We start from the raw sequence: 24,865 nt of genomic DNA on the forward strand, positions 1-24,865 counted from the left end.
CCGCTCACTGACGGTCACGGTTCAGGCAAACTGTCCTGATTAATCGGAAATAACTTGTATGATTTTTTTTTTTGCCTAAAATCGTCTGAAATGGTTTATTACAGGTAAGAGTATGCATTGTCCCTTTTTACGATTTACTACATTGATTTTATTTGTTTTTCTCTCAGCATGCGCTACAACGCCAGTTCAAAATACCTCAAAGCATGGAAAGTCACGCAGCACCTCCGGGCAGGCTGTAAGGTACCATAATGGACAACGTGTATACCCACAAAGCAAGGACAGCGCACCAAAAGGCCCACTGCCCAGTCAGATTAAGCCGGTTAAGCCGAAATACGAACCCTACAGTCGCTATGGCAATCCAGAGTCTTATGCCGTAGATGGCCGTACCTACCGTATCATGCGATCCACTCAGGGTTACAAAAAACGTGGACTGGCATCCTGGTACGGCACTAAATTTCACAGTCAGCGCACGTCCAGTGGCGAAAAATATGATATGTATGCCATGACGGCGGCACATAAAACACTGCCTTTGCCATCTTATGTCCGGGTTAGAAATCTTAAAAACGGACGCGAAGCTATTGTTAAAATTAATGACAGAGGACCATTTCACTCCGACCGGATTATTGACCTGTCTTATGCTGCGGCAACCAAACTGGGAGTTTTACCCAATGGAACCGCGCCAGTTGAAATTGAAGCAGTTAATGTGGGACTGGGAGGGCGGCCTCATGTAGCGCAGTACTATATTCAGGCTGGTGCTTTTGGTACCCGTCAGCTCGCTCAAAGTCTGCAAAGCCGTTTGAAAAAGGCGGGATCAGCCCGTGTCACAGTCGAAACGCATCAAAACCGTTATATTGTGAAAGTGGGGCCATTTTCCAGCAGGCAGATGAGTGACCGCTATAAAAATCAATTGTCCAGGCAAGGAATCCGCGGGGCTTTCACCCTGTTACAGTAAACAGGCGTGCGATTCAGTGTGGATTTGTCAAGATTAAATACAGGGGTAGGGTGGGCACGTCGCTGTCGCTCCTTTGCCCACCCTGCCTCAAGATTGAATATTGATAAGGCACTAGCTGGGATCGTCGATTATAACGCGTGTTCCTCGATCACCGTCGCCGGGAACGGTAACGAAATCCTCGTTCAGCCAGCGCGCATCTTCAGTGAACATACGAACACAGCCATGGCTTGCGCGATAACCAGGTACAACATCGCTGCCGTGTAATGCATAACCACGGAAAAAGTGCATGCAATAGGGCATTTCCGCGCCACCATTATTGCCATCGGCACGGCGTGGAAAGGCTGTTGATATACAATCTACATCCTGTTTGCGGATGATTCGAAACGATCCGGACGGTGTGGCGCATCCGCCATATACACCTCGACAACTCGACGAGCCCGACGAAATAGGTCCCCACCAGATTAACTCACCGGCTTCATCGTAAGCGCCCCAGGCCAGTTTGCTCTGACTGACATAGATTGTTTTTTCACCTTCTGCTTCGATATAGCGTGGAAAAGGCGATACATCATAGATCGTTACCCGGTCAAGATTTTTGGGTATGGCAATCGTCATACCCGGCTTAAGAGGAATGTTCATCCGGTTAATTCTTCGAACGATATCTTCTGCCTCGGGATTAGGAAAAAGGCTGTTCCAGCTGTCACCGGATTTGGTTTTGATACAAAAATAGTCGCTTTGATGGCACAAGGTTTCGCCAAAGCGGGTTTCTGACCATACGGTCGGGATTTGCGCCACAATCATTATAATTATTAGCAACAATCGATTCATGATGACCCCAATTGTGGTGGTGATGACTAAGATATCGTCACGATCGTAATAAACTTTAGGTAGAAGACTGGATATTGTAAAAAAAGACTTTATGATCGATAATTATTCATATAGGTCTAATTTTGTAATTTTGGAGATGCCATTATGCCAGAGCCTGCCAAGATACCAAACGGGGCTGACATCATTGAATCTACATTGCTGGACACACTTGGTGTGTACTCAGGCTCTGACAATAACCCTGAAGTAGATCCTGTCGCATATGACGCCTCTTTTGTCGCTGAACGCCTGAGCGATGCCGGTGCTGTCGAACTCTACAGAGGCAGTGAAGCATATCAAATGAGTTATGAAAGCCTCACCCGTAACTACGCCGATAAAAACGAAATACCTGTTAATGACTCTGATTTGAATAATCGTAGGTTTTTTAGAGAAGCATTTATCCGGCTTGTCGCAGAAAAAGCGAGCTCAAATGAGGGACGATTTTCTGGCAATGAGCGATTGAGACAAACGCATCCTGAACGATGCAATATTAAGATGGTAGATTTACTGGGATCAGAGGGGGTCCGTTTGTATAAGCTTGCACTCGAAGAAGAAATGCAAAGCAAAGAATATATGAACGCCGTATTTCGTTCCTCGACACAACATTTTGAAGGCAAGCGCTGGCTGCAAAGGCCGGCAGTCGTAGTATCGGGTCCATCTGGCTGTGGAAAGTCTTTCGCAGCGCAGCGCGCTGTTGAAAAAGCCTGTGAGTTTCTTCCCAAAGTAGATGGTGACGACAATTCGGGAAATGATGTTGTTTCAGTTGATGGTGGCGTAGCGCGTCAGGTTTCTCAGATGCGTGCCCTGGCCGCTTCTCTTGCCATGAGCAAAGGATACACCGGCATTAAGGATTTACACGAGAATAGCAAGATCCTTGAAGGTGTGAAAAACCGGATACTGGAGACGGCTATTGCAACGCCTGCTTTGGGTATTGTGATTCCTGAAACCTTTTCAGGCTTCATGAGTGTGATGGATTCCTCACGCAGGATGCTGAAGCGCCTGCTTAATCTGGAATCTACAAAGGCTGTTTTTTGTCGCGTCAAAGGTGATAATCCTTCTCTTTTCCAAAAAGTTGTGGCTTTCATGGGGTCAAGACGAGCATGGAAAACAACGGAGTTCAATGCTACACCTCTCACGATGAACGGCGCCGAAATTCCAGAGTCTAAGGCCTATGGAGCGCAGGGATTTAAATTTGGCGAGTATGGATCACAACTGGCTGAAAAGTGGTTTGTAGCGTATTGCAGGAAACATCGCCGGGAAAACCTGAGCATGATCATTACTAATGACCTGCTGCTGAAAAAACCGGCCTGGAATAGGCCTGATATCTGGGTGGATGCTGAGCAGGGTGATCCTGGAGCCATACTCGTTTCCAAACGCGTCTATGAGCAATGGGACAGTCTGAGACTGATGCTGGCTGATGTTCCGGCTGCTCAGCGTCCGAAAGTTCCGACACTGGAAGAATTCAAAAACATGTTGAACGTACCCCCTTTGGTTCAAACCTCGGCTGGCATCGATATCGCTGTTGCGAAGGAGTCTATCCGGAAGCGTATGTCAGCTGTAGGCATGCAAATGCTGAGCACTCGCAACGTCATAAAATATGAATTATTACGCGACAAAAGTGAGCGACTAAAAACAGTATTTGACATATTGAATCTGATTACTGATGCAAGCAGTAAAGAAGATATTCAGGCGGCCAAAAGTAACATTCAATCTAAACTCTCCGACATGAAAAGCGATGGACATTTTTCCATGTTCTTCAGTAAATCTAAAAGCTCTGTTAAACAGGCTCTCAGCGCGCTGGATAAACTGGAGAAGGAGGTTCATGTGGAGGCACCCGCAAAGGATATCGATTTGGATCAGGGAAATGTACTTTCTATGTGACAGCTGATTACCTTCCCTGTGCTGGACAAAAACTCATAAATGCTCCCTGGTGGCAGGGTTGAATTGTCAGCAGGCCTGATAATTAACGGGTCTTATCTTCAATTTTCTAACAAAAAATTCGGTTAATATTGCCATAATATACGTTCTATATAATAGTAAGGAATGAATTTAACCGAATCGAGAGGCCTATGTCAGGAAAACTAACATCGAATGATGCTGATACTGGCGTACTCAATTTTGCGCGCACTCTGTTGAATAATTACGCCGGAAAACTCTCCTGGTGGCGTCGTCTTTTTACTGGCAAATGGAATCGTAAAAATCTTTATGATGTAGGTCAGATTCTAAGTACAATGCCTGGCGCAGAGAAGCGCTCCGATAGCGATGAGTATATGCGCTCTTCATGGACCTATCCTATAGAAAACAGCATCGATTTATTAGGTCGATTACATAGAACGTCACTAAGACCCCAATTCAACAGGCGTGGTACACTGGCAAGGTATATCGAACGAATCTGGATGCGCGTCCTCAGCAGTCCGGAGTTGTTTTTGCTGCACGGAACCACGCTCAGGCCCACTGATGAGATAAAAACCCATCATAAAATCAATATACTGACTCTGGCAATGGAGCATAAACCACAACACGTTGACAAGGTTTTTGAAGAGATTCAGAAACTTCATCCGGAAGAAAGAATTGGCCTGCTGCAGTGCGCTCTGATTCATGCCATGGGAGAACGCTATTATATTAAAAGCTGGGCGCTGGATATTCCGGTTTTAACCAACAGGAAAAACGAAGTTGTTGACAGTCATTTTCTCGATTATCTGCCAAAGATTTTAGATGCCATCAGAGGCTTGAGTTTTGAACAGCGAAAAGCCGTGCTGTTACCGGGGCTGGTGAGAGCGATGTATCTGGGGCGCACCGAGGCGGCTAATGAAATACTCGAATCCCTGTTTCAAAACTGCGTGCCTCCCGAAGACAGCGAGCTCAGGTGGCTTCATAAAGTATTCAGCCGCTTAGACAGTAAAAATTCGGATGGAGTTATTCGTACCCTGGATAGCGCCATATATGATGGCCGTATTAATCCTCCACAACGCACTTATTCTGCCGGATCGTCTTCGCAGATTGAGGTGATACCAACAGGTGATCACTCGCCTTTTTTCCAGCGCCTCGCGAACGAGGAGGTTAAAATCGTTCAGGCATTGGCAGCGCACACAGGTGCGGCTCACTGGCGCAAAAAATCGAGAAACAGTTATGGGCTGAATTTTGAGCTGGCTGTAAGCAAAAATAATCCAGAACTGATCAAACAGGTTACAAGCGCCCTGAACCATCTGGCTGACTTGAGAACGCTTTCATTTTCCTGCCGAATCGGTTCTTCGGCTGTCGTGTTTCGCTGCATGGACATCCAGGCAATGCAGCTGATTGTTGCTAAAAAAGCGACAAATCAGGCGCTTGTCGGAAATGAGGCGGACCGATCTTTACGCTTGCCGCAGATTTGAATGGGCCCGTGTTGATAATCGGTATCAGCTATGCCAGTAAATTAAAATAATCCATACAAAACTCCGGTCTGTGATTGCCGCGCAGGCGGGAAACTATCTTCGAGCTGGCTCCGAGCCTGATTTGACCATGGATCCCCGGACAAAAGACAGGCAAAAGGGCAAATTATATAAAGTTTAAAAACTTGCCCGGTAGAGAGGTAATCCGTTCTCAGTTTCTGACCCTTAATTGCGTATCCAGGTATGACACGATATACTTGGCCATCACGTTGACAACGGACTTTTTGTTTATGAGTTGGTTAAAAAAATTACTTCCCTCCATTATTAAAACGGATGCGACCCAAAAGCGCGTTCCAGAAGGCCTGTGGGTAAAATGTGCTGGATGTGGAACCGTTATTTACAGCACCGAGCTGGAGAAAAACCTGTCGGTATGTTCCAACTGCAATCACCATCATCGTGTGGGCGCACGTACCAGACTTCATCAGTTCCTCGATGAGGGATCCATGGAAGAGATTGCGGCACATCTCGAGCCGGTCGACCGATTAAAATTCAAGGACTCCAAAAAATACAAAGACCGAATCCTTCAGGCACAGAAAGCGAGTGGCGAAAAAGAAGCACTCATTGTGATGAAAGGTAAATTAATGACGCAGCCAGTGGTTGTCAGCGCATTTGAGTTTGACTTCATGGGCGGCTCCATGGGCGCTACGGTCGGTGAGAAGTTTGTTCGTGCTGTGACGCTTGCAACTCAGGAAAAGCGTCCTTACATCTGCTTTACAGCCAGTGGTGGCGCACGAATGCAGGAAGGCCTCTTTTCTCTCATGCAGATGGCTAAAACATCGGCTGCCCTCGCCAGGTTTGCTGAAACCGGATTGCCCTTCCTGGTTGTGCTGACGGATCCCACCATGGGTGGTGTATCGGCCAGTTTTGCCAGCCTCGGCGACATTATCATTGCCGAACCCAATGCACTGATTGGTTTTGCCGGCCCCCGGGTTATCGAGCAGACCGTGCGTCAAACTCTGCCAGAAGGCTTCCAGCGCAGCGAATTTCTTCTCGAGCATGGTCATATCGATATGATCCTTGAGCGCAGGATGCTTAGACCGGCCATTGCCGAGCTAATCGCTAAATTATCTCACCGGGAACTGCCTAGATAATGGATAATCTGGATGACTGGCTTTCGTTGCTGGAAAACAGACACAAAGAGGAAATTCAGCTCGGCCTGGAGCGCGTCGCCAGGGTCGCTGAGACCATGGACCTGCTTAATCCCGGAGCAGTGCTGATACACCTGGCCGGAACCAATGGCAAGGGCTCAACCGTTGCCATGCTCGAATCCATTTATCATGCAGCGTCTTATTCAGTCGCTGCCTATACCTCTCCACATCTGCTGACCTTCAACGAACGTATTCGATTTAATAAACAGGCCATTACGGATAAGGATCTTGTCACTGCCTTTAAGCAGGTTGAGAAGGCGAGAGGCGAGACCCATCTTACCTATTTTGAGATGACCACCCTGGCTGCCCTGAGCTATTTTAAAGAATGCAGGCCAGACGTCATTATTCTGGAAACAGGGCTTGGCGGCAGGCTGGATGCTACAAATATTCTCGATACAGATTTGGCCATTATTACCACCATCGATCTGGATCATCAGGCATGGCTTGGCAATACCCGTGAAGAAATAGCCCGCGAAAAGGCGGGTATTCTGCGTCATAACCAGACTGTTGTTTATGCTGATACCAACCCACCCCAGGCTATTCTTGAACGGGCCGATGCACTGAACTGCAGCCTGTTTATCAATGCGAGAGATTATGAGCTGCGTTCTGAGCTGCATGAAAACACGCAACGCATGGTTTTCCATGATGGCCAGCATACCATCAGTCTTCCTGAATCTTCGTTTCATGCGCATGCAATATCAGCTGCCGTGAAAGCCTGCTTCTGTCTGCAGGACAAATTACCCGTTTCGCCCGCGCAGATACAGGAGGGCGTTGCGGCTGCTCATATTACCGGGCGTACGCAGATAATCGAAGGAGAGGTGCTCACTGTTGTGGATGTGGCCCACAATCCGCAATCCGCTGAATACCTTGCCGCCTGGTTAAAACGGCATCATTCAGGTAGAAAGGTTCATGCCGTATTTTCGGCTCTGGCGGATAAGGATATAGCCGGAATTGTTGCACCACTGCTACCGCATGTCGACATCTGGTATCCAGCCATGCTCCAGGCCCGGCGTGCAGCGTCATCTGCTGACCTGCTTAACGCACTTAACATTCATGAACTTGATGTTTCCTTGTGTTATAATGACCCAGTTTTGGCTTATCAGGCTGCATGCAAGACGGCCCGAACCGGGGATTTAGTCCTGGTTTACGGGTCATTTCTGACGGTTGCAGCGGTTTTGGAGTCAATAAATTTTCGGTCTGACGACCTGTCTAACCAGGAGTTACTATGAAATTGGTAATGGATGAGCGCCTCAAACACCGGCTTGTTGGTCTTGCTGTGGTTATTTCGCTTGGGGCAATATTTGCGCCGGCTATCCTGAAGCAGTCCAATCAGCGCTTCGACGACAAACGCGCGCTTTCAGTCAAGCTGCCATCCCGCCCCGAGGCGCCCAAAGTTGTAAGCAAAAATGAAGCGGCTCTGTTTAAGCGAATGACGGTTGCGCATGTTGAGCTGCCTTCGGTAAAGGATGAGCCGAAGCCAACGACAAGTCTTGCAAGAGCGGAGCCCTTGTCGCAGATGGATGACGAATTGAAGCCAATGCTGGCTGAAACCGTGAAAGAGCCGGCTGTAGTAAGCCTGAGCGTCGCAGAAAAAAAAGAAGAGCCAGTGCTTGAGCCCAAGCGGGCTGTAATCGCACCGGTTATAGTCAAAAAAGCAGCGGTTGTTTCAGCTGTTGCTAAAAAGGCACCAGCCAGGGCTGTGGCATCCGTTAAAAAAGCCCCCGTTAATAATAACAAAAAATCCTATGCGGTTCAGTTAGGCACCTTTTCTCAACAGAAAAACGCGGTTACCCTCGTTGCCAGATTGAAGAGCAAGGGATACCGTAGTTTTATGGTTAAATCCAGTACTGCAAAAGGCACCGTGTATCGAGTGCTGGTTGGGCAGGCCAACGAGCGTAAAGAGGCAAGTGTCTTACAGCAAAAGCTGGCACGGGTTGAACAGGTTAAAGGATTTGTTGTACCAACAAATGGACTGGGTTAATTATGCAATGGTACTGGGTTGATTTATTAATTCTGGGCGTTATTGCGCTGTCTGTTCTGACAGGATTGATTCGAGGTTTTGTCAAGGAACTGGTCGCTATCTGTGTCTGGGCTATCGCCATCTGGGTTGCCTGGCATTATTCCAGCGTGCTCGATCCCTGGTTACAAAACTGGATACAGGATAAGACTGCAAGAATGGTTGCTTCTTTTATCCTGATACTGTTGTCGTGTCTCGTTATCGGTGGGCTGGTGAATGCCTTGCTCGGCCTGTTGTTAAAAAAAACAGGCCTGAGCGGTACGGATCGCCTGCTTGGCATGGGCTTTGGCCTCGTGCGCGGTGTCTTTATCATAGGCCTTATCATGGTGGCGGTGAAATTAACCTCGCTTCCCTATGAAGAATACGCCAGAGAGTCGCGTTTGTACGCGAAATTTGATCCGCTGGTTGACTGGCTTGGCGGTAAAATGCCGGAGTTCATTAGTCAGGCTAAGGCATTGGAACTGGAAAAAGGGCCTGTGGCTACCCCGACCCCGGTAGCCGGGAAAGCCAGACAGGTTATTGATACTCAGATAACCGGATTGAGCACGTTGGAACGCGTCCCCGTCTCTTCAAATTGAAGCAGGGCGTCATGCAGGGTAGGAAAGAAACTTAAAACACCGTTCTTCTGTTTTATCCCGGCCTTGGCCAGGGTTTTCAAAGGCTGAAAATTCAGATCCGTCAGGATGAGCTCTGTACCCTGCGACTCGCAGTGATGAGCATAGCGCGTCAGGGCGGATAAACCACCGGCATCCAGAATGGATACTGAGTCCAGGCACAGGATCACCTGCCTGGCTTTCCCGCCGAGCAGGGTCAATTCCGCAAATATTTTATCCGCAGCGGCAAAAAACAGAGGCCCTGTAATTTTATAAACAAGACAATCCTCTGGAATCCTGTTTGCGACCAGCCGTTTATTTGTGCGTATATCAACCAGTCGAGTCATCTCGGCCATTTCTTTCATGAATAATAAGGCAGCCAGTACAATTCCTGTTGTAATGGCCAGGACCATGTCGAACAAAATCGTGAGGGAAAAACAGGTAAAAAAGACCAGAATGTCACTATAGGGCGAGCGGCTCAGCATATGCCTGGCCTTGTGTGCCTCGCTCATGTTCCATGCAACCATTATCAGCAGGGCTGCCATGCTGGGCATGGGAAGGTAGGCCAGCAGAGGCGATAAGCCGACCAGAGCCGCCAGAACAACCAGAGCGTGAATGGCTGCCGCAATCGGTGACTGAGCTCCAGCTTTAAAATTAGCTGCGGAGCGTGCAATTGCGGCAGTGGCGGTGATGCCCCCAAAAAAAGGCGTTATGATGTTACCAATGCCCTGTCCAAGCAGCTCACTGTTGGCGCTGTGACGCTTGCCACTCATCCCATCAAGAACGACCGCACACAACAGGGATTCAATGGCTCCCAGCATGGCAATGGCAAAGGCGGCCGGCAGAATGTTTTGAATACTGTCCCAGCTCCAGACCATGGCAGCACCATCCGCACCAGCCTGTGTCCAGGGAAGTAAAAAATGAGGTAAAAACGGGGGAATACCATTACCAGCTGAACCGTCGGCCAGCATGTAATGAAAACGTGAGCCAATGGTTTCGACGCCCATCCCCGCTCGATTAAGCATGAAGGCAGCCAGCGTTCCAATGATAACAGCAGGCAAATGGGGTGGCACAGGTGTTTTCAGCTTAGGCCACAACAGCATGATCGCCAGACTAATCACCGCAACCAGCACGCTTGGCATGTGTGCCTGCGGCAGGGTATGCAGCAGTACATTCACTTTGGCAATGTAGCTTTCAGGCATATGGCTGATCGACAAACCAAAAAAATCCTTTATCTGCAGCGTTGCAATCACGATGGCAATGCCGCCCGTAAATCCCAGGGTTACGGATTCTGGAATATATTCAATTAATCGCCCCAGGCGCAGTAAAGCCATCAAAACCAATATGAAACCCGATAGCAGACTGGCAACCAGCAGACCTCCAAAGCCATACTTCATGGCAATGGGGTACAGGATAACCACAAATGCCGCCGTAGGGCCTGAAATGCTGTAGCGTGAGCCTCCGGTCAGGGCAATAACGAAGCCGGCGATAATGGCGGTATAAAGACCATATTGCGGCGCTACGCCGCTGGCTATGGCAAGGGCCATGGCCAGCGGTATGGCTATGATGCCGACGGTTAGCCCCGCCAGTAAGTCCTTCCACAATCTGGCTGGTGTATAGGGTTCATCAATACAGCTTTCCCGCAGGGCATTACCAACCTGCAATGAAAATAGATGAGCGCGATGTGTCATGGTTAAGCTCCTGGGTGCGGCGTGATGGGGCAATGGTAACAAAATAAAGTCATATTGTCGCGAGATGCCAGAAAGGGGCTGGAAGATAAGATGATTACTTAAAAATATCTGGTCTATTATAGGCAGTTTGGCTATTATGTTTTAATAAATCAGACACATACAGGAGGCATGATGTCAGGGACTAAAGAGGTTGCCCGTTATTCAAGCGGGTCTAAATTTTTTCATTGGCTTGTCGCATTACTGGTCGTTGTAATGCTTATTTTTGGATTTTTCCTTGATTCTATTCCTGAACAATATGCTTCAATCGCTTTTTTGATGCATAAATCAACTGGTCTGACCATTCTTGTTCTGATGCTCCTGCGCATGTTCTGGATTGTTCGTACAGGCAAACCAGCGCTGCCTGCAACGGTTCCCGTCTGGCAGAAGGCTCTGGCGCATCTGGTTCAATATGCGCTTTACCTTTTCGTTATTTTAATGGCGCTGTCCGGATGGACCATGTCCGTTGCAGGTGGGTGGATTCCCAGCTATTTTGGCTTGTTTGATGTGCCGTTTCCAGGGCTGCATCCAGACAAAGGGCTGGCAAAGACGCTTGCAGAGTCGCATGAAATCATTGCGTTTATCATTATTGGTCTGCTGGTGCTGCACCTTGCCGGGGCATTGAAACATCACTTTATCGACAAGGATGATGTGCTTCGTCGCATGTTGCCGGGTAGAAAATAACAGAAACCACAAAAAATATTACACCTCACTTAATGTCCGTATTGTGCTATCGCTGATACGGGCTGCAACCTGAACGGAAAAAACATGAAAAAATGGGTTTGCCCTTTTATTTTCCTGCTTCTCGTGTTGAATCAGTCTGTATCTGCAGCATCAATAGAACAACAGCTTGTTCATTACACCCAGTCAACACTGCAGGAACAGATTGCTCTGCTTGAAAAACTGGTCAACATAAATTCTGGCACTGAAAATATAGCGGGTATTCATCAGGTCGGTAACCTCCTGCGTCCTCAGTTTGAATCGCTTGGTTTCAAAACCTGGTGGGTAGAGGAGCCGCCACAGTTTCATCGCGCGGGTACTCTGGTGGCCGAGCGCAAGGGTAACCACGGTAAGCGGGTGTTGTTGATAGGCCATCTCGACACGGTATTTCCTGCAGCCAGCCCCTTCCAGCGTTTTGAACGTAAAGCCGGTAACATGGCAAAAGGTCCGGGCGTTATTGACGATAAAGGAGGCGATGTCGTTATTCTTTATGCATTGAAAGCCTTGCAGGCTGCTCATGCGCTTGATGGTGCATCAATAACCGTTGTCTTGACGGGTGATGAGGAAGACTCAGGCAAACCAGCCAGTATTTCACGTAAACCCCTGTTTGACGCGGCGGCTCACAGCGATGTTGCACTTGATTTTGAATGTGCCATCACGATGGACACGGCGACAATCGCGCGTCGCGGCATCACCGACTGGACCATCAAAACACAGGGGCAGGAATCGCATTCTTCTCTCGTCTTCAAAAAAGTTGCGGGCTACGGTGCGATATATGAGCTGGCACGTATTCTGGATACCATGCGCGTTGAACTGGCGCGTGAACGCTATCTGTCATTCAATCCTGGTATCATCATGGGAGGCACAAATGTGAATTTTGAGCCTTCAAAAGCGAAAGGTGCGGTGTTTGGCAAGGAAAACATTATTGCCAAAACGGCGCTGGCCAAAGGGGATTTACGCTATCTGAGCAACGAACAGAAACTGCGCGCCGAGAAGCGCTTTAATGCGATTGTTAAACAAAATCTGCCAGGAACCACCGCCAGTATAACGTATCAGGACGGCATCCCTGGCATGGCGCCAACGCGAGCCAATTTAAATCTGCTGAATGAATACAGCAGGGCCAGTGTCCGTTTGGGTTATGGTCCGGTCAAGCCTTTAACACCAGGCCTGAGGGGCGCTGGCGATGTCTCTTATGTGGCATCCATGGTATCGGCCTCCCTGGCCGGGCTGGGCCCATTGGGTGTTGGGGCTCACTCAGCTCAGGAAACGCTGGATCTGAGCTCTCTACCCATACAGACTCAGCGTGCCGCAATGTTGATTTACCTGTTGACCTCGGCTGCGTAATTCCAACGGGGTGCCTGTCTGCTTATGTTTCAAAAAAACCGGCAGGCCCTTGATGATCCTCAATGGCCGCCAGGCCACGATATTCATTCAGAATACTGACTGAGATCATGATCGTATCGGCTGAAACAGGGGAAAAGTCTATCAGTTCACCGACTTCAGCCCCAGTGTCTGGCGCCATGATTTTTTTTCCGGCAGACAGAGGCTCGCCAGCTGGAATCAGAAACTGCCTGAGACTGTGCTTCAGCCTGGCGCGATAATGTGTGCGCGCAATAATTTCCTGCCCTTTGTAGCAGCCTTTATCAAAGCTGATATACGATTTTTTTTGAAGCTCGAGGCGATGCGGTAAAAACAACGATTGTGTATCAGGATAAATTTCAACCTGACCCAGCGCGAGCTGCAGGCGATGCCAGCTCAGTGAACCACGCATGGGCATGTCAGCAAGGGGGCTTTTCGATACGAGAATATAACAATGATTTCCTATGGAATAACAGCACATCTCATCATTTGCGGCAGCCGAAAAGGGCGTCTCAGGCAGCTGGATACGGAGCGGCATGGGCGAATCAGCCCGGGGCAGATGCAGTCCATAAACGTAACAGCCTGTATTGTGGCTTGGTTTCACGCGCGATACCAGGGCTGTTTTAGCCAGCGTTGTCAGCATGGCTGGAATTAAATCCTCTGGTAACACCAGCTGATACCCATGCCAGTAAATGACGTCTGCCATGGCCTGAATCCGACCCTGCAGGTTGCAAAACAGACCACGACGCATCTGAGTCTCGCCAACCTGGTTGACATCACAGCTCATCTGCCCTTGCAGAAACTCCGCGGCACGCGGACCATCAATCTCAATCAGCGATAAATAAGACAGGTCGTAGAGGGCATTACAATCGTCACTGAGCCGCAGTTCATCGTTTATGGCAGCCAGGGTATGATATGGTCGTTCATTAATTACATAATCAGGCATAAATAGTCGCTGTCTGTGTTTTCCTGAGAAGAAGTCTAATGTAAGATTGCGTTCGATGGCAAATTAATCCGTCATTGCGAGGCTGTCCGAGCGCCGAATGATTTAACAATGTACATGAATTTGAGCAAAATCAGGATCATTTGGCGCTCTGGCGGCCGATAACGCTGACACTACAGGAACCTGTCTATATGATCGACGCAGCACGTAAGGCAAAAATAAACTGGCAATGCAGGCGGGGCATGCTGGAGCTGGATCTGGTCTTGAATCCATTTGTTCAGAACGAACTGGATGGATTGAATGAGCAGCAAATCAATACTCTGGAGCGCCTGCTGGAAGAAGCCGATCCTGTACTTTACAGCTGGCTGATGAACAGCAGCGATCCCGACGATAAGGAGCTGACCGATCTTGTTGAACTTATCCGGCGGCACGGCCACACTCGTTAAGTCCAGACTTTTTGATCGGGTGATTATCATGCTCAGCTGTCTGTGTCTGTGGATGATAATCCAGTCCGGTTTTTCTATTTACATTAAGATAGCAGGGGCCATCTCTCTGTTAATTTACCTTGGGTATCTGTTGCGCTGTCAGACCGTTGCATTGAGTATAGAGAAACTCGAGTGGTGCTCTGGACAATATTTTTTGCACGGGCCGATCGGCCGTGATGGGCCTTTCGATAAAATGAAGGTTATTCTGGACGCCGGCATTTTTTTTCTTCTGCACCTGTCTTCGTCAGAGCGACAACGTGTCATCGTGATATTTTTTGACCAGATTGATCCAAATGATTATAGGACATTAAGAATAGTTGAGAAAATCACATGAGATTGCCGGGAAAGCTGTGTTAGAATGTCAAAATCAGCTAACCAGATTACCTCTCTCATGCTTGAAAGTGATCGTTTAATCAGTGCCAGTGCAGTTGTTTCAGAAGAGGCTATCGATCGCGCCATTCGTCCGCTGAGTCTGGATGAGTACATCGGTCAGGATGCCGTTCGCAAGCAAATGCGCATTTTTATTGACGCCGCCAAAAATCGCCGCGACCCATTGGATCACGTCCTCGTTTTTGGGCCGCCCGGTCTTGGCAAGACAACGCTGGCCGGTATCATCGCGCATGAAATGGGCGTTAATCTCAGACAAACGTCCGGGCCTGTGCTCGAGCGAGCCGGCGATATGGCCGCGCTGCTGACCAATCTGGAAGAAAACGACGTTTTGTTCATTGACGAAATTCATCGATTAAGCCCTGTGATTGAAGAAATTCTGTATCCGGCCATGGAAGACTACAAGCTGGACATTCTGATTGGCGAAGGGCCGTCTGCCCGTTCAATCAAACTGGAGTTACCACCGTTTACCCTGATTGGAGCGACAACCCGCGCCGGCTCACTGACATCGCCACTGCGTGATCGCTTTGGCATTGTGCAGCGCCTGGAATTTTATTCGGTCGATGCCTTAACTCATATTGTTTCCCGATCCGCGCGCCTGCTTAAAGTTCAGGCCGACGCAGACGGTGCACGGGAAATTGCCATGCGCTCACGCGGTACGCCACGAATTGCCAATCGTCTTCTGCGTCGGGTCAGGGACTATGCGGAAGTGTGTGGCCAAGGTATTATTACGCTCGATATGGCGCAACGCGCTCTGCTGATGCTGGACGTGGATCAGCACGGTTTTGATATTATGGACAGAAAGCTGCTGCGGGCAGTGATCGACCGCTTTGATGGCGGACCGGTTGGTGTGGAAAGTATTGCAGCGGCTATCGGAGAAGAGAAGGGGACCATCGAAGACGTCCTGGAACCCTACCTGATTCAGCAGGGATTTTTGATGAGAACGGCCCGTGGCCGGATGGCATCGCCTCTGGCTTATGAGCATTTTGGTTTAAATGTCAGTGATACGCCAGTTTAGGCAAAATTTAGGAGAGAGACATGGGAAGCCATGCCAGTGTGTTAGGTTATTTTATGCAGGCCGGACTGGTTGTTAAATCGGTCATGCTGATCCTGCTTGCTGCGTCAGTCATTTCATGGACCCTGATTTTACAGCGCGCCTGGTACTTCAAACGAAAGCAAAACCAAAGCGACGCCTTCAACAGACGTTTTTGGGAAAGCGGTGATTTGAGCAGATTGTATTCCGAAATTGACAGCAATGCCGACAGCAGGCAGGGCATGGCGTCCATTTTTCATTCAGGCTTCAAAGAATACCTGCGCACTCGCAAACAAGGCGCGGTGGTACTGGAGCCGATTCAGCGTGTGATGCAGATAAGCCATGCCAGGGAAGCCATGCAGCTGAACCAGCATTTGCCATTTTTTGCATCTGTTGGTTCGATTGCTCCCTATATCGGCCTGTTTGGAACGGTCTGGGGTATCATGACCTCCTTTCAGGCTCTTGGGCAGGCATCCCAGGCGACTATCGCCATGGTCGCTCCGGGCATTTCAGAAGCCCTGGTTGCTACAGCTCTGGGCTTGTTCACGGCCATACCGGCTGTTATTGCCTATAACCGTTATTCAACACGCGCCAATACATTATTAGAGGAATATGATTTGTTTCAGGAGGAATTGGTTGCCTTGATTGAGCAGCAGACTTCGGTAGCCGCCAGAGGATAAATTATGTTACGAAAGAAAACAGCCGGTGCCCGTCCCATTTCTGATATCAACGTGGTGCCTTATATCGACGTGATGCTGGTCTTACTGGTTATCTTCATGATTACCGCGCCCATGTTGACTCAGGGCGTGACCGTTGACCTTCCCAAAGCGGCCAGTGAAACTCTGCAGAGCAAAGACAGAGAGCCTGTGATTGTTTCGGTCAATCAAAAGGGCGAGTTTTTTCTGAATATTCATGAACAGCCTGATTTGCCTATTCAGCCGCAGGCCTTGATGGTGCGGGTAGCAGCCGAGATCGAGCTGGCAAAACAGGGGCATCAAAAGCTGGATGTTCTGGTCAAGGGAGATCAGGGAGTGCCGTATGGCAAAGTAGTAACGGCCATGAGCATGTTAAAGCAGGCTGGCGCAGAGCAGGTCGGGCTTGTAACTGATTCCTCCTCACAGCCAGAGGAGAACCGGGGATGATGAACGATAACAGTTATCGCAGTGCCTTCGTCTTTGCAATCCTCATACACCTGTCTCTTGCCTTTATGCTACTGGCCGAGTTCAGCAGCAGCCGCCCGGTTCTGGTCAAGGAAGCCGTCAATGAACCTGGCGAACTTACGCCGATAAAGGAAAGCGAAGAGCAACACCCTGAAGTAGTCAAGGCGGTCAGCGTGGACAGTCAGGAGGTGATGCAGACCGTCAATCGTCTGAAACAGGAACGTGTCCGTCAGCAACAGGCCGAGCAGGCACGACAGAATGCCTTAAGGCAACAGGCAGAGATGGCGCGCAAAGAGCGATTGCGTGAACAGCAGCAGCTGAAAAAACTGAAAGAGGAAGAAGCTGCTCTTGCCATTGCCCGTAAGAAAAAAATTGAAGAGGAACAAAAACACCTTAAGCAGCTGGCACAGCAAAAAGAACAGGAAGCCAAAAATCTTGCTGAGTTGAAAAACAAACAGAAAGAACTGGAAAAAAAGCAGAAGCAGGATGCAGAGAAACTGGCTGAGCTTAAGAAAAAGCAAGCCGAAGAGCAGGCCAGAATAACCAAAGAGCTGGCTGCAAAAGCGGAAGCGGATAAAGCAAAACAACGGGAAGCGGCGGAGAAGCAGGCAGCAGCTGACGCGGCGAAGCGGGCCCGGCTGGCTGGCGAGGTAGATAAATATAAAGCCTTGATCATCAACGCCATCAGTCAGCGCTGGATTTTGCCTGACAACGTCGACAGCAGCCTGTCCAGTCAGTTCCGGATTCGCCTTGCGCCTGATGGCGCTGTACTGGAAGTCAGCCTGATGCGCAGCAGTGGTGATGCCATCCTGGACCGATCCGCGCAGACAGCTATTTACAAGGCTTCACCACTGCCTGTTCCTGTAGATCCGGCAACCTTCGATTTGTTCCGCGATATCAGTTTAACCGTTAGACCACAGAATGTCAGGGGGTAAATGTGTTTTTTAAACGTAGCGTGATACTTGCGATGATGTTATTTTCTGGCTTTGCTTCAGCGCTGGATCTGGAATTAACCCAGGGGATTAATTCGGCTTTGCCGATAGCCATTAATTCTTTTGGCATCGATTCTGGCGCTCAGGAATTAACGGATATCATCAACAATGACCTGCGTCTGTCAGGGCAGTTTTCTATTATTCCGGCACCGGCCGGATCTCAGGATGGCCGGGCAGCCGTTGCGGCATGGCGTCAGGCTGGTGCGGACAGTCTGGTTACCGGACGCGTACAACGCTCAGGCAACCGTTACGATGTCAGTTTTGATTTGCTGGATGCCGTTGCTCAGGGGCGCGTGCTGCTGACGAAAAGCTTTCAGGTAGGAGCCCGTGATCTGCGTCCTCTGGCCCATCATATCAGCGATATGGTCTATGAAAAACTGACAGGGGAGCGGGGTGTCTTTTCCACACGCATAGCCTATGTTCTGGTACAACGGCAGGGTCAGCGTTCGCGTTATTCGCTGGAAGTAGCCGACGCTGACGGCTTCGGGCCACAGAGCCTGCTTGTTTCTGGCGAGCCAATTATGTCGCCTTCCTGGTCACCAGATGGACGACAGATTGCCTATGTTTCGTTTGAAAAGAAAAAAGCACAGATTTTTACGGTGTCAGTTGAAACGGGCAAACGTCAGCTCATAACCAGCTTCCCTGGGCTTAATCAGGCTCCTGCCTGGTCACCAGATGGACGTCAGCTGGCGGTTGTTTTATCCAAGGGCGGCAATCCAAAAATCTATCTGGTTGATTTGTCCTCGGGTAATTTAAAGCAGATGACTTTCGGCGAATCCATTGATACGGAACCGAGATTTTCACCCGATGGCCGCTCGCTGCTGTTTACTTCCGGTCGAGGTGGTTCTCCCCAGGTCTATAAGCTGACGCTGGCGGATGGAGCCATCAGCCGCGTTACCTACGATGGCAATTATAACGCCAAGGCCATGTACACACCGGATCAAAAGCATATTGTCATGCTGCATCGTGAAGAAGATAAACGCTTTAACATTGGTGTACAGGACACGTCCAACAGTCAGATCACCGCGCTGACCTTTTCGAGCCTCGATGAGTCGCCATCGGTGTCGCCGAATGGTCGTTTGATTCTGTATGCCACCCGTCATAATGATCAGGGTGTGCTGGGTATCGTGTCTATTGATGGCCGCATCCGCATGCGTTTGCCGGCACGCGATGGTGATGTGCAGGAACCTGCCTGGTCACCTTACCTGGGATAAGCTGTCTTGAATGTAAAACAATTAGCGCTTGGCATGGGTCTGGCCGTCCTGGCTCTGCAGACTCAGGCATGGAATAGTCTGGGGCATCGTCTGGTGGCTCAGATTGCCTATGATAATCTCAGCCCTGAGGCGCGCGATTTATTCAACCGCTACAATCGCTATATCGATAATCAGGGCTCTAAACAGGGGCCCCGCACGCTGGTTGCATCGGCGTCCTGGCTGGATACACTGCGTCAGCCCGATCAACTGTGGATGCAGTCCATGCACTACATCAACATTCCTTTTTCGCGTGATAACACACCGCTGCAGCCCCCTAAGGATGTGAATGCCGTGGTCAGTATTGATCAGGCAAGACAGATTCTTGAAAGCGGGCGTGCCGGCAATTACGAAAAGGGCTTTAACCTGCGTGTTCTGCTGCATGTTGTGGGTGACATACATCAGCCCATGCATGCGGTCAGCCTGTATAGCGCTCGTACACGCAACGGCGACAAGGGCGGTAATCTGTATCGACTCCGCTACAATCCAGTCGCTGATAATCTTCATGCCTACTGGGATCGCGGTGGTGGCTTGCTGCTGCGTGACAAGCCTTATTCAATATCCATGTTTCGTCGTCGGGCTAAACTGATAGAGAAGCGCTGGCCCTGCGATGCCCGCCAGCTTAACTTATCCCCACAGGCCTGGGCCGAGGAGTCTTTTCACACCGCGGTGAATCAGGCCTATCAATTGAACTATGGACAAAAACCGTCCCGTGTTTATCAGAAGCAGGTTAAACAAATCAGCGAACAGCGCCTCGCTCTGGCGGGTTGTCGTCTGGCAGCCTTGTTGAACCATATTGCCCTTGTTATTGAGGGTTAGCCTGTTCTTCAAGGCAGAATAACGGATTTTAAACTATGCTTGTTTAAACACACATGCGAAATACGGTTCAGTATGAAAACCATCAATGGACTGATAGTCTGGTTTATCGCGACCTTGTATGTGGTGTATGCCTTTTCTCTCAACACCGCTGCAGCCGTTTTTTTACCCAGCATTAAAAGCTCTCTGGCACTCAACAGTATCGAGGCAACCCTGGCTGTAACCATGTTTATCGTTGGATTTGCCTTTATGCAGATACCTGCCGGTTATCTTCTGGATCGCTATCCAGCCAGGTTTGTGGTCAGCGCAGGGGTACTGACCCTTGCCCTCGGCAATCTGTTTATCACCGCGGCAACCAGCCTGTCCTTGTTTGCGCTGGCTAATTTTATCCAGGGCGCCGGTGCATCCTTTGCCTTTGTGGCCGCAGGTATTCTGACGGGGCAATGGTTTAAAGCTTCCTTATTCCCCATTCTGTTTGGTTTGACACAAACCATGTCCTGTACCCTGTCTGGTATTTTGCACTATTATCTCTCATCCGCTTTACTCACTGGCACCTGGGAAAGCATTTATCTGCATTTGTTTTATGCGGGGATGGTACTTTTTGCCTTGAGCCTCATCATCATCAGAAATCCTCATGCTGACCAGCATGAACAGAACGGCAGTCTCTGGTCTTTGCTGAAGCAGGTTTGTGCAAGGCCACAACTCTGGATTATCACCATAGCCGTTTCAACTTCATTTGGTGTGCTGCTGGCCTATGGAAGCTTTTGGTATATTGATATTCAGACGTATTATCTTGTCAACTCGTCCGATGCCATGATCATCGGTGCCAGTATTTTCCTGGGCGTGGGTGTTGGGACGCCTTTGCTTGGCTATCTGTCTAATGTACTCGCATCGCGAAAAATGGTAATCCACCTGTCGCTGTCGCTTGGTGTCATATTCTTACTGGCTGGAATTTATTTGCCGCATTTTCATTTCGACTCCCTGATTCCAATTAAAATCGTCTCATTTTTCATCGGCTTTTTTCTGTCCGGCGCCATGCTGTTTTTCACCATTATTAATGAAACATTTCCCCAACAGACAAAAGGCCTGGCCTTAAGCGTGGCCAATACTGGTGTGTTCCTGTTTAACAGCCTGATGCTGTTTATTCCTTATGCCCTGACCACTTCAGTCATATTTTTTACCAGTCTGTGGATTTTACCGGCCATCATTATGATAGCCATTATGTTCCTATACTTTGTAAACGAATCAAATACCACAACCAGGGATGTGTAACATGAGAAACCAGACAACCGCGTATCGAGGCACCATTTTCTATTTCAAAGACAGCGCTACCCTTGCCAGCCTGCCCTCTGTTACCAAAGATTCACCTGAGGACAAGGATTGCCAGTACGTGTATATTGAGGACGGTGTTTTACTGGTGGAGCAGGGCCATATCAAGGCAGTTGGCCCTTATTCAGACTTGAAGGACCGCCTGGTTGATGTAAAGGTGGTCAACTATCAAAACAAGATCATCACGCCCGGTTTTATTGACACTCATCAGCATGCGGCACAAAGCTCTATTGTAGCGGCCTATGGTGAAAAACTGCTGGGATGGCTGGAGGATTATGTTTTCCCTGGCGAGAGTACCTACAGCAATCCCGTTACGGCTCGTGACGATCTGAATTTTTTCCTTGATCAACTGATACGCAACGGCACCACCACCGCGGTGTCGTATGGACCTTTGTTCCATGAAGCCACGGACATTTTTTTTGAAGAGCTGAGCAAGCGAAACATGCGTTTCATCACCGGTAATATCTTAATGGACGAAAATGCACCTGCCAGTCTGTGTCTCAGCACACAGGAGAACTATGACATCAGCAAACGCATGCTGGCGAAATGGGACGGAAAAGGGCGCTTGTCCTACTGCATTTCACCACGGTTTGCGCTGTGCTGCTCCCAGTCGTTACTTGAGTTGTGCGGCTCACTGAAAAAAGAGCATCCCCAGGTTTATATCCAGACACATCTGGACGAGAACCTTGCCGAAATTGAGTCGGTGAAAAAACTTTACCCCAACAGCAGACATTATCTGGACGTATACGATCAGTTTGGACTCTGTACCGACAGAACCGTGTTTGGTCATTGTATCCACACAACGGATGCGGAGCTGGCTCTGTTCAGGAAGTCGGGAGCCATCATGTCCTGGTGCCCTCTGAGTAATAATTTTCTGGGCAGCGGCCTGTTTAACTTCGCCAGGGCTCTTCAGTATACAGATAAAATTACGCTGGGCACGGACTGGGGTGCGGGTAATTGCCTGTCCATGTTTGCGGTAATGGACGATGCCTATAAGGTATCGATGTTGAACAGTGTGAAATTACCCAGCATGGCGCGCTGGTTTATGAGCACGCTCGGCGCCGCCAAAGCCTTACAGATTGATGACAAAGTAGGTTCGTTCAAGCCGGGTAAGGAGGCTGATTTTATTGTCATTGATCCGGATGCATCGTCCTATCTTAAATATCGTCGTGCCAGAGTGAATGATATTTTTGAATTGCTGTTTATCCTGATGACGCTGGGATCGGAAGCTAACATCAAGGCAACCTATATTCTGGGTGAAGCGGCTTATCTGAACGATGGGTGCAGTCAATAGTCGTTGTACGTCATCCTGAGCGAAGCGAAGGATCTCAAACGCCTGGAACCGAGCCAGATTCAGGAGATCCTTCACTACGTTCAGGATGACGTGAGTGCGTATTGGTGAGTTACTTTTTTTCAACCCTTGAAACCATGCTGCTAATTATACTCAAATATAAACAGCACCCGGTTGTTCACTGTCAACTACCTGGCTATAATGTCCCTTTTTTCTATAGATAAGTTTTTTGAGGATACGTTGATGCCAATTTATGAATATCAATGCTCTACTTGCCATCAGCAATTTGATTTACTGCAAAAGATGAGCGATGCTCCGGCAACATTATGCCCTAACTGTCAGAATCACACAGCGGTACGTATGGTTTCTGCTGCTGGATTCCAGTTAAAGGGCAGCGGCTGGTATGTTACCGATTTTAAAAATAAGACAAACACGTCAGCAGGCAGTAGCAGCGACGCCCCAGCCAGTAAACCCTCCGCCGATAAAAAAGACTAAAGGAAGCCTTATGCGAACGCATTATTGTACAGACGTTAACGAAAGCAAAATTGATCAAACGGTAAGCATTTGCGGTTGGGTCCATAATCGCCGGGATCACGGCGGCGTTATATTTCTTGATATCCGGGATCGTTCCGGCCTGGTGCAGGTTGTTTATGAGCCCGATCAATCAAGCGTTTTCAAAAATGCGGAAACATTAAGACACGAATTTGTTGTGCGCGTTACTGGTATTGTACGCTCAAGACCTGCCGGGATGGTGAACGACAACATGCTGACCGGTAAAATTGAAATACTGGGACAGAATCTCGAGATCCTGAATCAGGCCAATACGCCACCGTTTCTGCCCGACGAGCATCAGACAATTAACGAAGATCTGCGTTATCGGTATCGCTACCTCGATTTACGTCGCAAAGACATGCAGCACAATCTGTCCTTGCGCCATAACCTGATTCGCTGTATTCGTGAAACACTGAATGCTCAGAACTTTGTCGATATCGAAACGCCCATGCTTACCAAGGCGACACCTGAAGGTGCCCGTGACTATCTGGTTCCTTCTCGTGTACATCCGGGTGAATTTTACGCTTTACCGCAGTCACCCCAGTTGTTTAAACAGCTGCTGATGATGTCTGGATTTGATAAATATTATCAGATCGTTCGTTGTTTTCGTGATGAGGATTTGCGTGCCGATCGTCAGCCTGAATTTACCCAGCTTGATATCGAGATGTCATTTATAGATCAGGAAAACATCATTGACCTGATTGAAGGCCTGCTCACACGCGTATTCAAGGACATTCTTAACGTCGATATTCCGAACAGGCTGCCCAGAATGTCTTATGCCGAGGCGATGAGACGCTTTGGCAGCGACAAACCCGACCTGCGCAACCCGCTGGAGCTGGTCGATGTGGCGGATCTGCTTAAGGAGTCTGGTTTTGCAGTGTTTGCCGATGCGGCAAAAAGTAAAGAAGGGCGCGTGGTTGCACTGCGCCTGCCGGGCGGATGCAGTCTGAGCCGCAAGGATCTCGATGGTTACGCCGCTTTTGTTGCTCAGTACGGCGCCAAGGGTCTCGCTTATATCAAGGTTAACGATCGCAGTCAGGGCATGGCTGGGTTACAGTCACCCATTATCAAATTCATGTCTGAAACAGAGGTGAATGCCATTCTGGATCGTGCCGAGGCACAAAGTGGCGATGTGCTGTTCTTTGGTGCCGGTAAGGCATCCATGGTAACAGAATCCATGGGCGCGCTGCGGATTAAACTCGGCCACGACTGTGGTCTGATACAGCCGGGCTGGAAACTGCTCTGGGTTGTGGACTGGCCAATGTTTGAATCTGATGGCAGTGACAGCCGTCTGCAATCGATGCATCATCCTTTCACCTCACCCCAGGAACTGGACAAAGAGGCTTTAAAACAATCCCCAACTGGCACTCTTGCCAAAGCTTATGATATTGTAATCAATGGTTATGAGATTGGCGGCGGATCGATTCGAATTCATCAGCCAGAGCTGCAGCAGACCGTGTTTGATTTGCTGGGGATTAATCAGGAAGAAGCTCAGGAAAAATTTGGCTTTTTGCTTGATGCCCTGCAGTTTGGCTGCCCACCTCACGGCGGTATCGCTCTGGGTATTGATCGTCTGGCCATGCTCCTGACCAACTCGACATCAATCCGAGATGTGATTGCATTTCCTAAAACGCAATCCGCCTCGTGCCTGTTGACCAACGCACCAACGGCGATTGCCGATGCGCAATTGACCGAGCTGGGTATACGTCTGGCGAAACCGGCTAAATTATAGTAGGTTGGGCCTCGGCCCAACATGGGCATATCAAGTAATCGCAGTATGGTATAAATCCCACATTGCGATTAAAATCTGGAAAAAAAT

At 49.1% G+C, this 24,865-nt stretch carries 24 protein-coding genes; 21 read left to right on the top strand and 3 right to left on the bottom strand.

Annotated features, from left to right (window positions below; all coding sequences use genetic code 11):
- Window positions 1-112: 112 nt before the first annotated feature.
- The gene (locus ACQUTA_RS03915) at window positions 113-952 is read left to right on the top strand and encodes a septal ring lytic transglycosylase RlpA family protein (protein ID WP_444986898.1); all 840 of its coding nucleotides are present in this window, start codon (window positions 113-115) and stop codon (window positions 950-952) included.
- A 111-nt stretch (window positions 953-1,063) separates the two neighbouring features.
- On the opposite strand, the gene ACQUTA_RS03920 is transcribed toward ACQUTA_RS03915, so the two are convergent.
- Window positions 1,064-1,750, bottom strand: a complete 687-nt coding sequence (locus ACQUTA_RS03920; RefSeq protein WP_444987001.1) for a L,D-transpeptidase — start codon at window positions 1,748-1,750, stop codon at window positions 1,064-1,066.
- A 171-nt stretch (window positions 1,751-1,921) separates the two neighbouring features.
- Here ACQUTA_RS03920 and ACQUTA_RS03925 point away from each other — a divergent pair, with 171 nt between their 5' ends.
- The 6 genes from ACQUTA_RS03925 to ACQUTA_RS03950 all read left to right on the top strand — a co-directional run bounded on the left by ACQUTA_RS03925 (window position 1,922) and on the right by ACQUTA_RS03950 (window position 8,987).
- Complete coding sequence (locus tag ACQUTA_RS03925) at window positions 1,922-3,694, top strand: hypothetical protein (protein WP_444986899.1); 1,773 nt, start codon at window positions 1,922-1,924, stop codon at window positions 3,692-3,694.
- A gap of 188 nt (window positions 3,695-3,882) precedes the next feature.
- Window positions 3,883-5,187 carry a DUF5617 domain-containing protein gene (locus tag ACQUTA_RS03930; RefSeq protein WP_444986900.1) on the top strand — a complete coding sequence of 435 codons (1,305 nt, stop codon included), beginning with the start codon at window positions 3,883-3,885 and terminating at the stop codon, window positions 5,185-5,187.
- 287 nt (window positions 5,188-5,474) lie between these two features.
- A complete protein-coding gene (gene accD / locus ACQUTA_RS03935) occupies window positions 5,475-6,335 on the top strand; it encodes an acetyl-CoA carboxylase, carboxyltransferase subunit beta (protein WP_444986901.1) in 861 nt (286 codons plus the stop codon).
- Window positions 6,335-7,621 carry a bifunctional tetrahydrofolate synthase/dihydrofolate synthase gene (folC, locus tag ACQUTA_RS03940; RefSeq protein WP_444986902.1) on the top strand — a complete coding sequence of 429 codons (1,287 nt, stop codon included), beginning with the start codon at window positions 6,335-6,337 and terminating at the stop codon, window positions 7,619-7,621. The genes accD and folC overlap by 1 nt, the downstream gene beginning before the upstream one ends.
- Window positions 7,618-8,373: an SPOR domain-containing protein gene (locus tag ACQUTA_RS03945; protein WP_444986903.1), complete on the top strand. Its 756-nt coding sequence runs from the start codon at window positions 7,618-7,620 to the stop codon at window positions 8,371-8,373. Before folC ends, ACQUTA_RS03945 begins: the two co-directional genes overlap by 4 nt.
- A 2-nt stretch (window positions 8,374-8,375) precedes the next feature.
- On the top strand, window positions 8,376-8,987 hold the full coding sequence (locus ACQUTA_RS03950; protein ID WP_444986904.1) for a CvpA family protein: 612 nt from the start codon (window positions 8,376-8,378) through the stop codon (window positions 8,985-8,987).
- Here the strand turns inward: ACQUTA_RS03950 and dauA are convergent.
- On the bottom strand, window positions 8,936-10,693 hold the full coding sequence (gene dauA / locus ACQUTA_RS03955) for a C4-dicarboxylic acid transporter DauA (protein WP_444986905.1): 1,758 nt from the start codon (window positions 10,691-10,693) through the stop codon (window positions 8,936-8,938). The two genes, ACQUTA_RS03950 and dauA, sit on opposite strands and share 52 nt — an antisense overlap.
- Window positions 10,694-10,864: 171 nt before the next feature.
- Here dauA and ACQUTA_RS03960 point away from each other — a divergent pair, with 171 nt between their 5' ends.
- Both ACQUTA_RS03960 and ACQUTA_RS03965 read left to right on the top strand, forming a co-directional pair.
- Window positions 10,865-11,413 (top strand): cytochrome b, encoded by a 549-nt coding sequence (locus ACQUTA_RS03960; protein WP_444986906.1) that lies wholly within the window; start codon window positions 10,865-10,867, stop codon window positions 11,411-11,413.
- A gap of 84 nt (window positions 11,414-11,497) precedes the next feature.
- Window positions 11,498-12,793: a M20/M25/M40 family metallo-hydrolase gene (locus ACQUTA_RS03965; RefSeq protein ID WP_444986907.1), complete on the top strand. Its 1,296-nt coding sequence runs from the start codon at window positions 11,498-11,500 to the stop codon at window positions 12,791-12,793.
- Window positions 12,794-12,815: 22 nt separating this feature from the next.
- Here ACQUTA_RS03965 and ygfZ read toward each other — a convergent pair whose 3' ends face one another.
- A complete protein-coding gene (gene ygfZ, locus ACQUTA_RS03970; protein WP_444986908.1) occupies window positions 12,816-13,754 on the bottom strand; it encodes a CAF17-like 4Fe-4S cluster assembly/insertion protein YgfZ in 939 nt (312 codons plus the stop codon).
- 188 nt (window positions 13,755-13,942) lie between these two features.
- Here ygfZ and ACQUTA_RS03975 point away from each other — a divergent pair, with 188 nt between their 5' ends.
- The 12 genes from ACQUTA_RS03975 (at window position 13,943) to aspS (ending at window position 24,778) form a co-directional block, all read left to right on the top strand.
- Window positions 13,943-14,197 (top strand): FAD assembly factor SdhE, encoded by a 255-nt coding sequence (locus ACQUTA_RS03975; protein WP_444986909.1) that lies wholly within the window; start codon window positions 13,943-13,945, stop codon window positions 14,195-14,197.
- Window positions 14,160-14,570, top strand: a complete 411-nt coding sequence (locus ACQUTA_RS03980) for a hypothetical protein (RefSeq protein WP_444986910.1) — start codon at window positions 14,160-14,162, stop codon at window positions 14,568-14,570. Before ACQUTA_RS03975 ends, ACQUTA_RS03980 begins: the two co-directional genes overlap by 38 nt.
- Before the next feature lie 57 nt (window positions 14,571-14,627).
- Window positions 14,628-15,641 (top strand): Holliday junction branch migration DNA helicase RuvB, encoded by a 1,014-nt coding sequence (gene ruvB, locus ACQUTA_RS03985; protein WP_444987002.1) that lies wholly within the window; start codon window positions 14,628-14,630, stop codon window positions 15,639-15,641.
- A 20-nt stretch (window positions 15,642-15,661) separates the two neighbouring features.
- Window positions 15,662-16,336: a protein TolQ gene (gene tolQ, locus ACQUTA_RS03990; protein ID WP_444986911.1), complete on the top strand. Its 675-nt coding sequence runs from the start codon at window positions 15,662-15,664 to the stop codon at window positions 16,334-16,336.
- Between the two features lie 3 nt (window positions 16,337-16,339).
- On the top strand, window positions 16,340-16,798 hold the full coding sequence (gene tolR, locus ACQUTA_RS03995) for a protein TolR (protein ID WP_444986912.1): 459 nt from the start codon (window positions 16,340-16,342) through the stop codon (window positions 16,796-16,798).
- On the top strand, window positions 16,795-17,751 hold the full coding sequence (gene tolA / locus ACQUTA_RS04000) for a cell envelope integrity protein TolA (RefSeq protein ID WP_444986913.1): 957 nt from the start codon (window positions 16,795-16,797) through the stop codon (window positions 17,749-17,751). Before tolR ends, tolA begins: the two co-directional genes overlap by 4 nt.
- A 32-nt stretch (window positions 17,752-17,783) precedes the next feature.
- On the top strand, window positions 17,784-19,022 hold the full coding sequence (tolB, locus tag ACQUTA_RS04005) for a Tol-Pal system beta propeller repeat protein TolB (RefSeq protein WP_444987003.1): 1,239 nt from the start codon (window positions 17,784-17,786) through the stop codon (window positions 19,020-19,022).
- A 6-nt stretch (window positions 19,023-19,028) separates the two neighbouring features.
- On the top strand, window positions 19,029-19,877 hold the full coding sequence (locus ACQUTA_RS04010; protein ID WP_444986914.1) for a S1/P1 nuclease: 849 nt from the start codon (window positions 19,029-19,031) through the stop codon (window positions 19,875-19,877).
- A gap of 72 nt (window positions 19,878-19,949) precedes the next feature.
- Complete coding sequence (locus ACQUTA_RS04015; RefSeq protein ID WP_444986915.1) at window positions 19,950-21,146, top strand: MFS transporter; 1,197 nt, start codon at window positions 19,950-19,952, stop codon at window positions 21,144-21,146.
- Window position 21,147: 1 nt separating this feature from the next.
- Entirely contained in the window at window positions 21,148-22,497 is a 1,350-nt protein-coding gene (guaD, locus tag ACQUTA_RS04020) for a guanine deaminase (protein ID WP_444986916.1), read from the top strand.
- 240 nt (window positions 22,498-22,737) lie between these two features.
- Window positions 22,738-22,989, top strand: coding sequence for an FmdB family zinc ribbon protein (locus tag ACQUTA_RS04025; RefSeq protein WP_444986917.1), 252 nt, complete (start codon window positions 22,738-22,740; stop codon window positions 22,987-22,989).
- Window positions 22,990-22,999: 10 nt separating this feature from the next.
- Window positions 23,000-24,778, top strand: coding sequence for an aspartate--tRNA ligase (aspS, locus tag ACQUTA_RS04030; protein ID WP_444986918.1), 1,779 nt, complete (start codon window positions 23,000-23,002; stop codon window positions 24,776-24,778).
- Window positions 24,779-24,865 lie beyond the last annotated feature (87 nt).

The sequence above is a fragment of the Legionella navarrensis genome, assembly GCF_052527415.1.

Excerpts from the sequence above, each read along its gene's own strand:
- ACQUTA_RS03960 (WP_444986906.1), top strand. The coding sequence starts at position 10,865 with ATGTCAGGGACTAAAGAGGTTGCCCGTTATTCAAGCGGGTCTAAATTT.
- ygfZ (WP_444986908.1), bottom strand. The coding sequence starts at position 13,754 with ATGCCTGATTATGTAATTAATGAACGACCATATCATACCCTGGCTGCC.
- ACQUTA_RS04015 (WP_444986915.1), top strand. The coding sequence starts at position 19,950 with ATGAAAACCATCAATGGACTGATAGTCTGGTTTATCGCGACCTTGTAT.
- ACQUTA_RS03945 (WP_444986903.1), top strand. The coding sequence starts at position 7,618 with ATGAAATTGGTAATGGATGAGCGCCTCAAACACCGGCTTGTTGGTCTT.
- ACQUTA_RS03965 (WP_444986907.1), top strand. The coding sequence starts at position 11,498 with ATGAAAAAATGGGTTTGCCCTTTTATTTTCCTGCTTCTCGTGTTGAAT.
- ACQUTA_RS03920 (WP_444987001.1), bottom strand. The coding sequence starts at position 1,750 with ATGATTGTGGCGCAAATCCCGACCGTATGGTCAGAAACCCGCTTTGGC.
- tolB (WP_444987003.1), top strand. The coding sequence starts at position 17,784 with ATGATGTTATTTTCTGGCTTTGCTTCAGCGCTGGATCTGGAATTAACC.
- ACQUTA_RS03915 (WP_444986898.1), top strand. The coding sequence starts at position 113 with ATGCATTGTCCCTTTTTACGATTTACTACATTGATTTTATTTGTTTTT.
- ruvB (WP_444987002.1), top strand. The coding sequence starts at position 14,628 with ATGCTTGAAAGTGATCGTTTAATCAGTGCCAGTGCAGTTGTTTCAGAA.
- ACQUTA_RS04025 (WP_444986917.1), top strand. The coding sequence starts at position 22,738 with ATGCCAATTTATGAATATCAATGCTCTACTTGCCATCAGCAATTTGAT.
- accD (WP_444986901.1), top strand. The coding sequence starts at position 5,475 with ATGAGTTGGTTAAAAAAATTACTTCCCTCCATTATTAAAACGGATGCG.
- tolQ (WP_444986911.1), top strand. The coding sequence starts at position 15,662 with ATGGGAAGCCATGCCAGTGTGTTAGGTTATTTTATGCAGGCCGGACTG.
- tolR (WP_444986912.1), top strand. The coding sequence starts at position 16,340 with ATGTTACGAAAGAAAACAGCCGGTGCCCGTCCCATTTCTGATATCAAC.
- dauA (WP_444986905.1), bottom strand. The coding sequence starts at position 10,693 with ATGACACATCGCGCTCATCTATTTTCATTGCAGGTTGGTAATGCCCTG.
- tolA (WP_444986913.1), top strand. The coding sequence starts at position 16,795 with ATGATGAACGATAACAGTTATCGCAGTGCCTTCGTCTTTGCAATCCTC.
- ACQUTA_RS03950 (WP_444986904.1), top strand. The coding sequence starts at position 8,376 with ATGCAATGGTACTGGGTTGATTTATTAATTCTGGGCGTTATTGCGCTG.
- folC (WP_444986902.1), top strand. The coding sequence starts at position 6,335 with ATGGATAATCTGGATGACTGGCTTTCGTTGCTGGAAAACAGACACAAA.
- ACQUTA_RS03930 (WP_444986900.1), top strand. The coding sequence starts at position 3,883 with ATGTCAGGAAAACTAACATCGAATGATGCTGATACTGGCGTACTCAAT.
- aspS (WP_444986918.1), top strand. The coding sequence starts at position 23,000 with ATGCGAACGCATTATTGTACAGACGTTAACGAAAGCAAAATTGATCAA.
- guaD (WP_444986916.1), top strand. The coding sequence starts at position 21,148 with ATGAGAAACCAGACAACCGCGTATCGAGGCACCATTTTCTATTTCAAA.
- ACQUTA_RS03925 (WP_444986899.1), top strand. The coding sequence starts at position 1,922 with ATGCCAGAGCCTGCCAAGATACCAAACGGGGCTGACATCATTGAATCT.
- ACQUTA_RS03975 (WP_444986909.1), top strand. The coding sequence starts at position 13,943 with ATGATCGACGCAGCACGTAAGGCAAAAATAAACTGGCAATGCAGGCGG.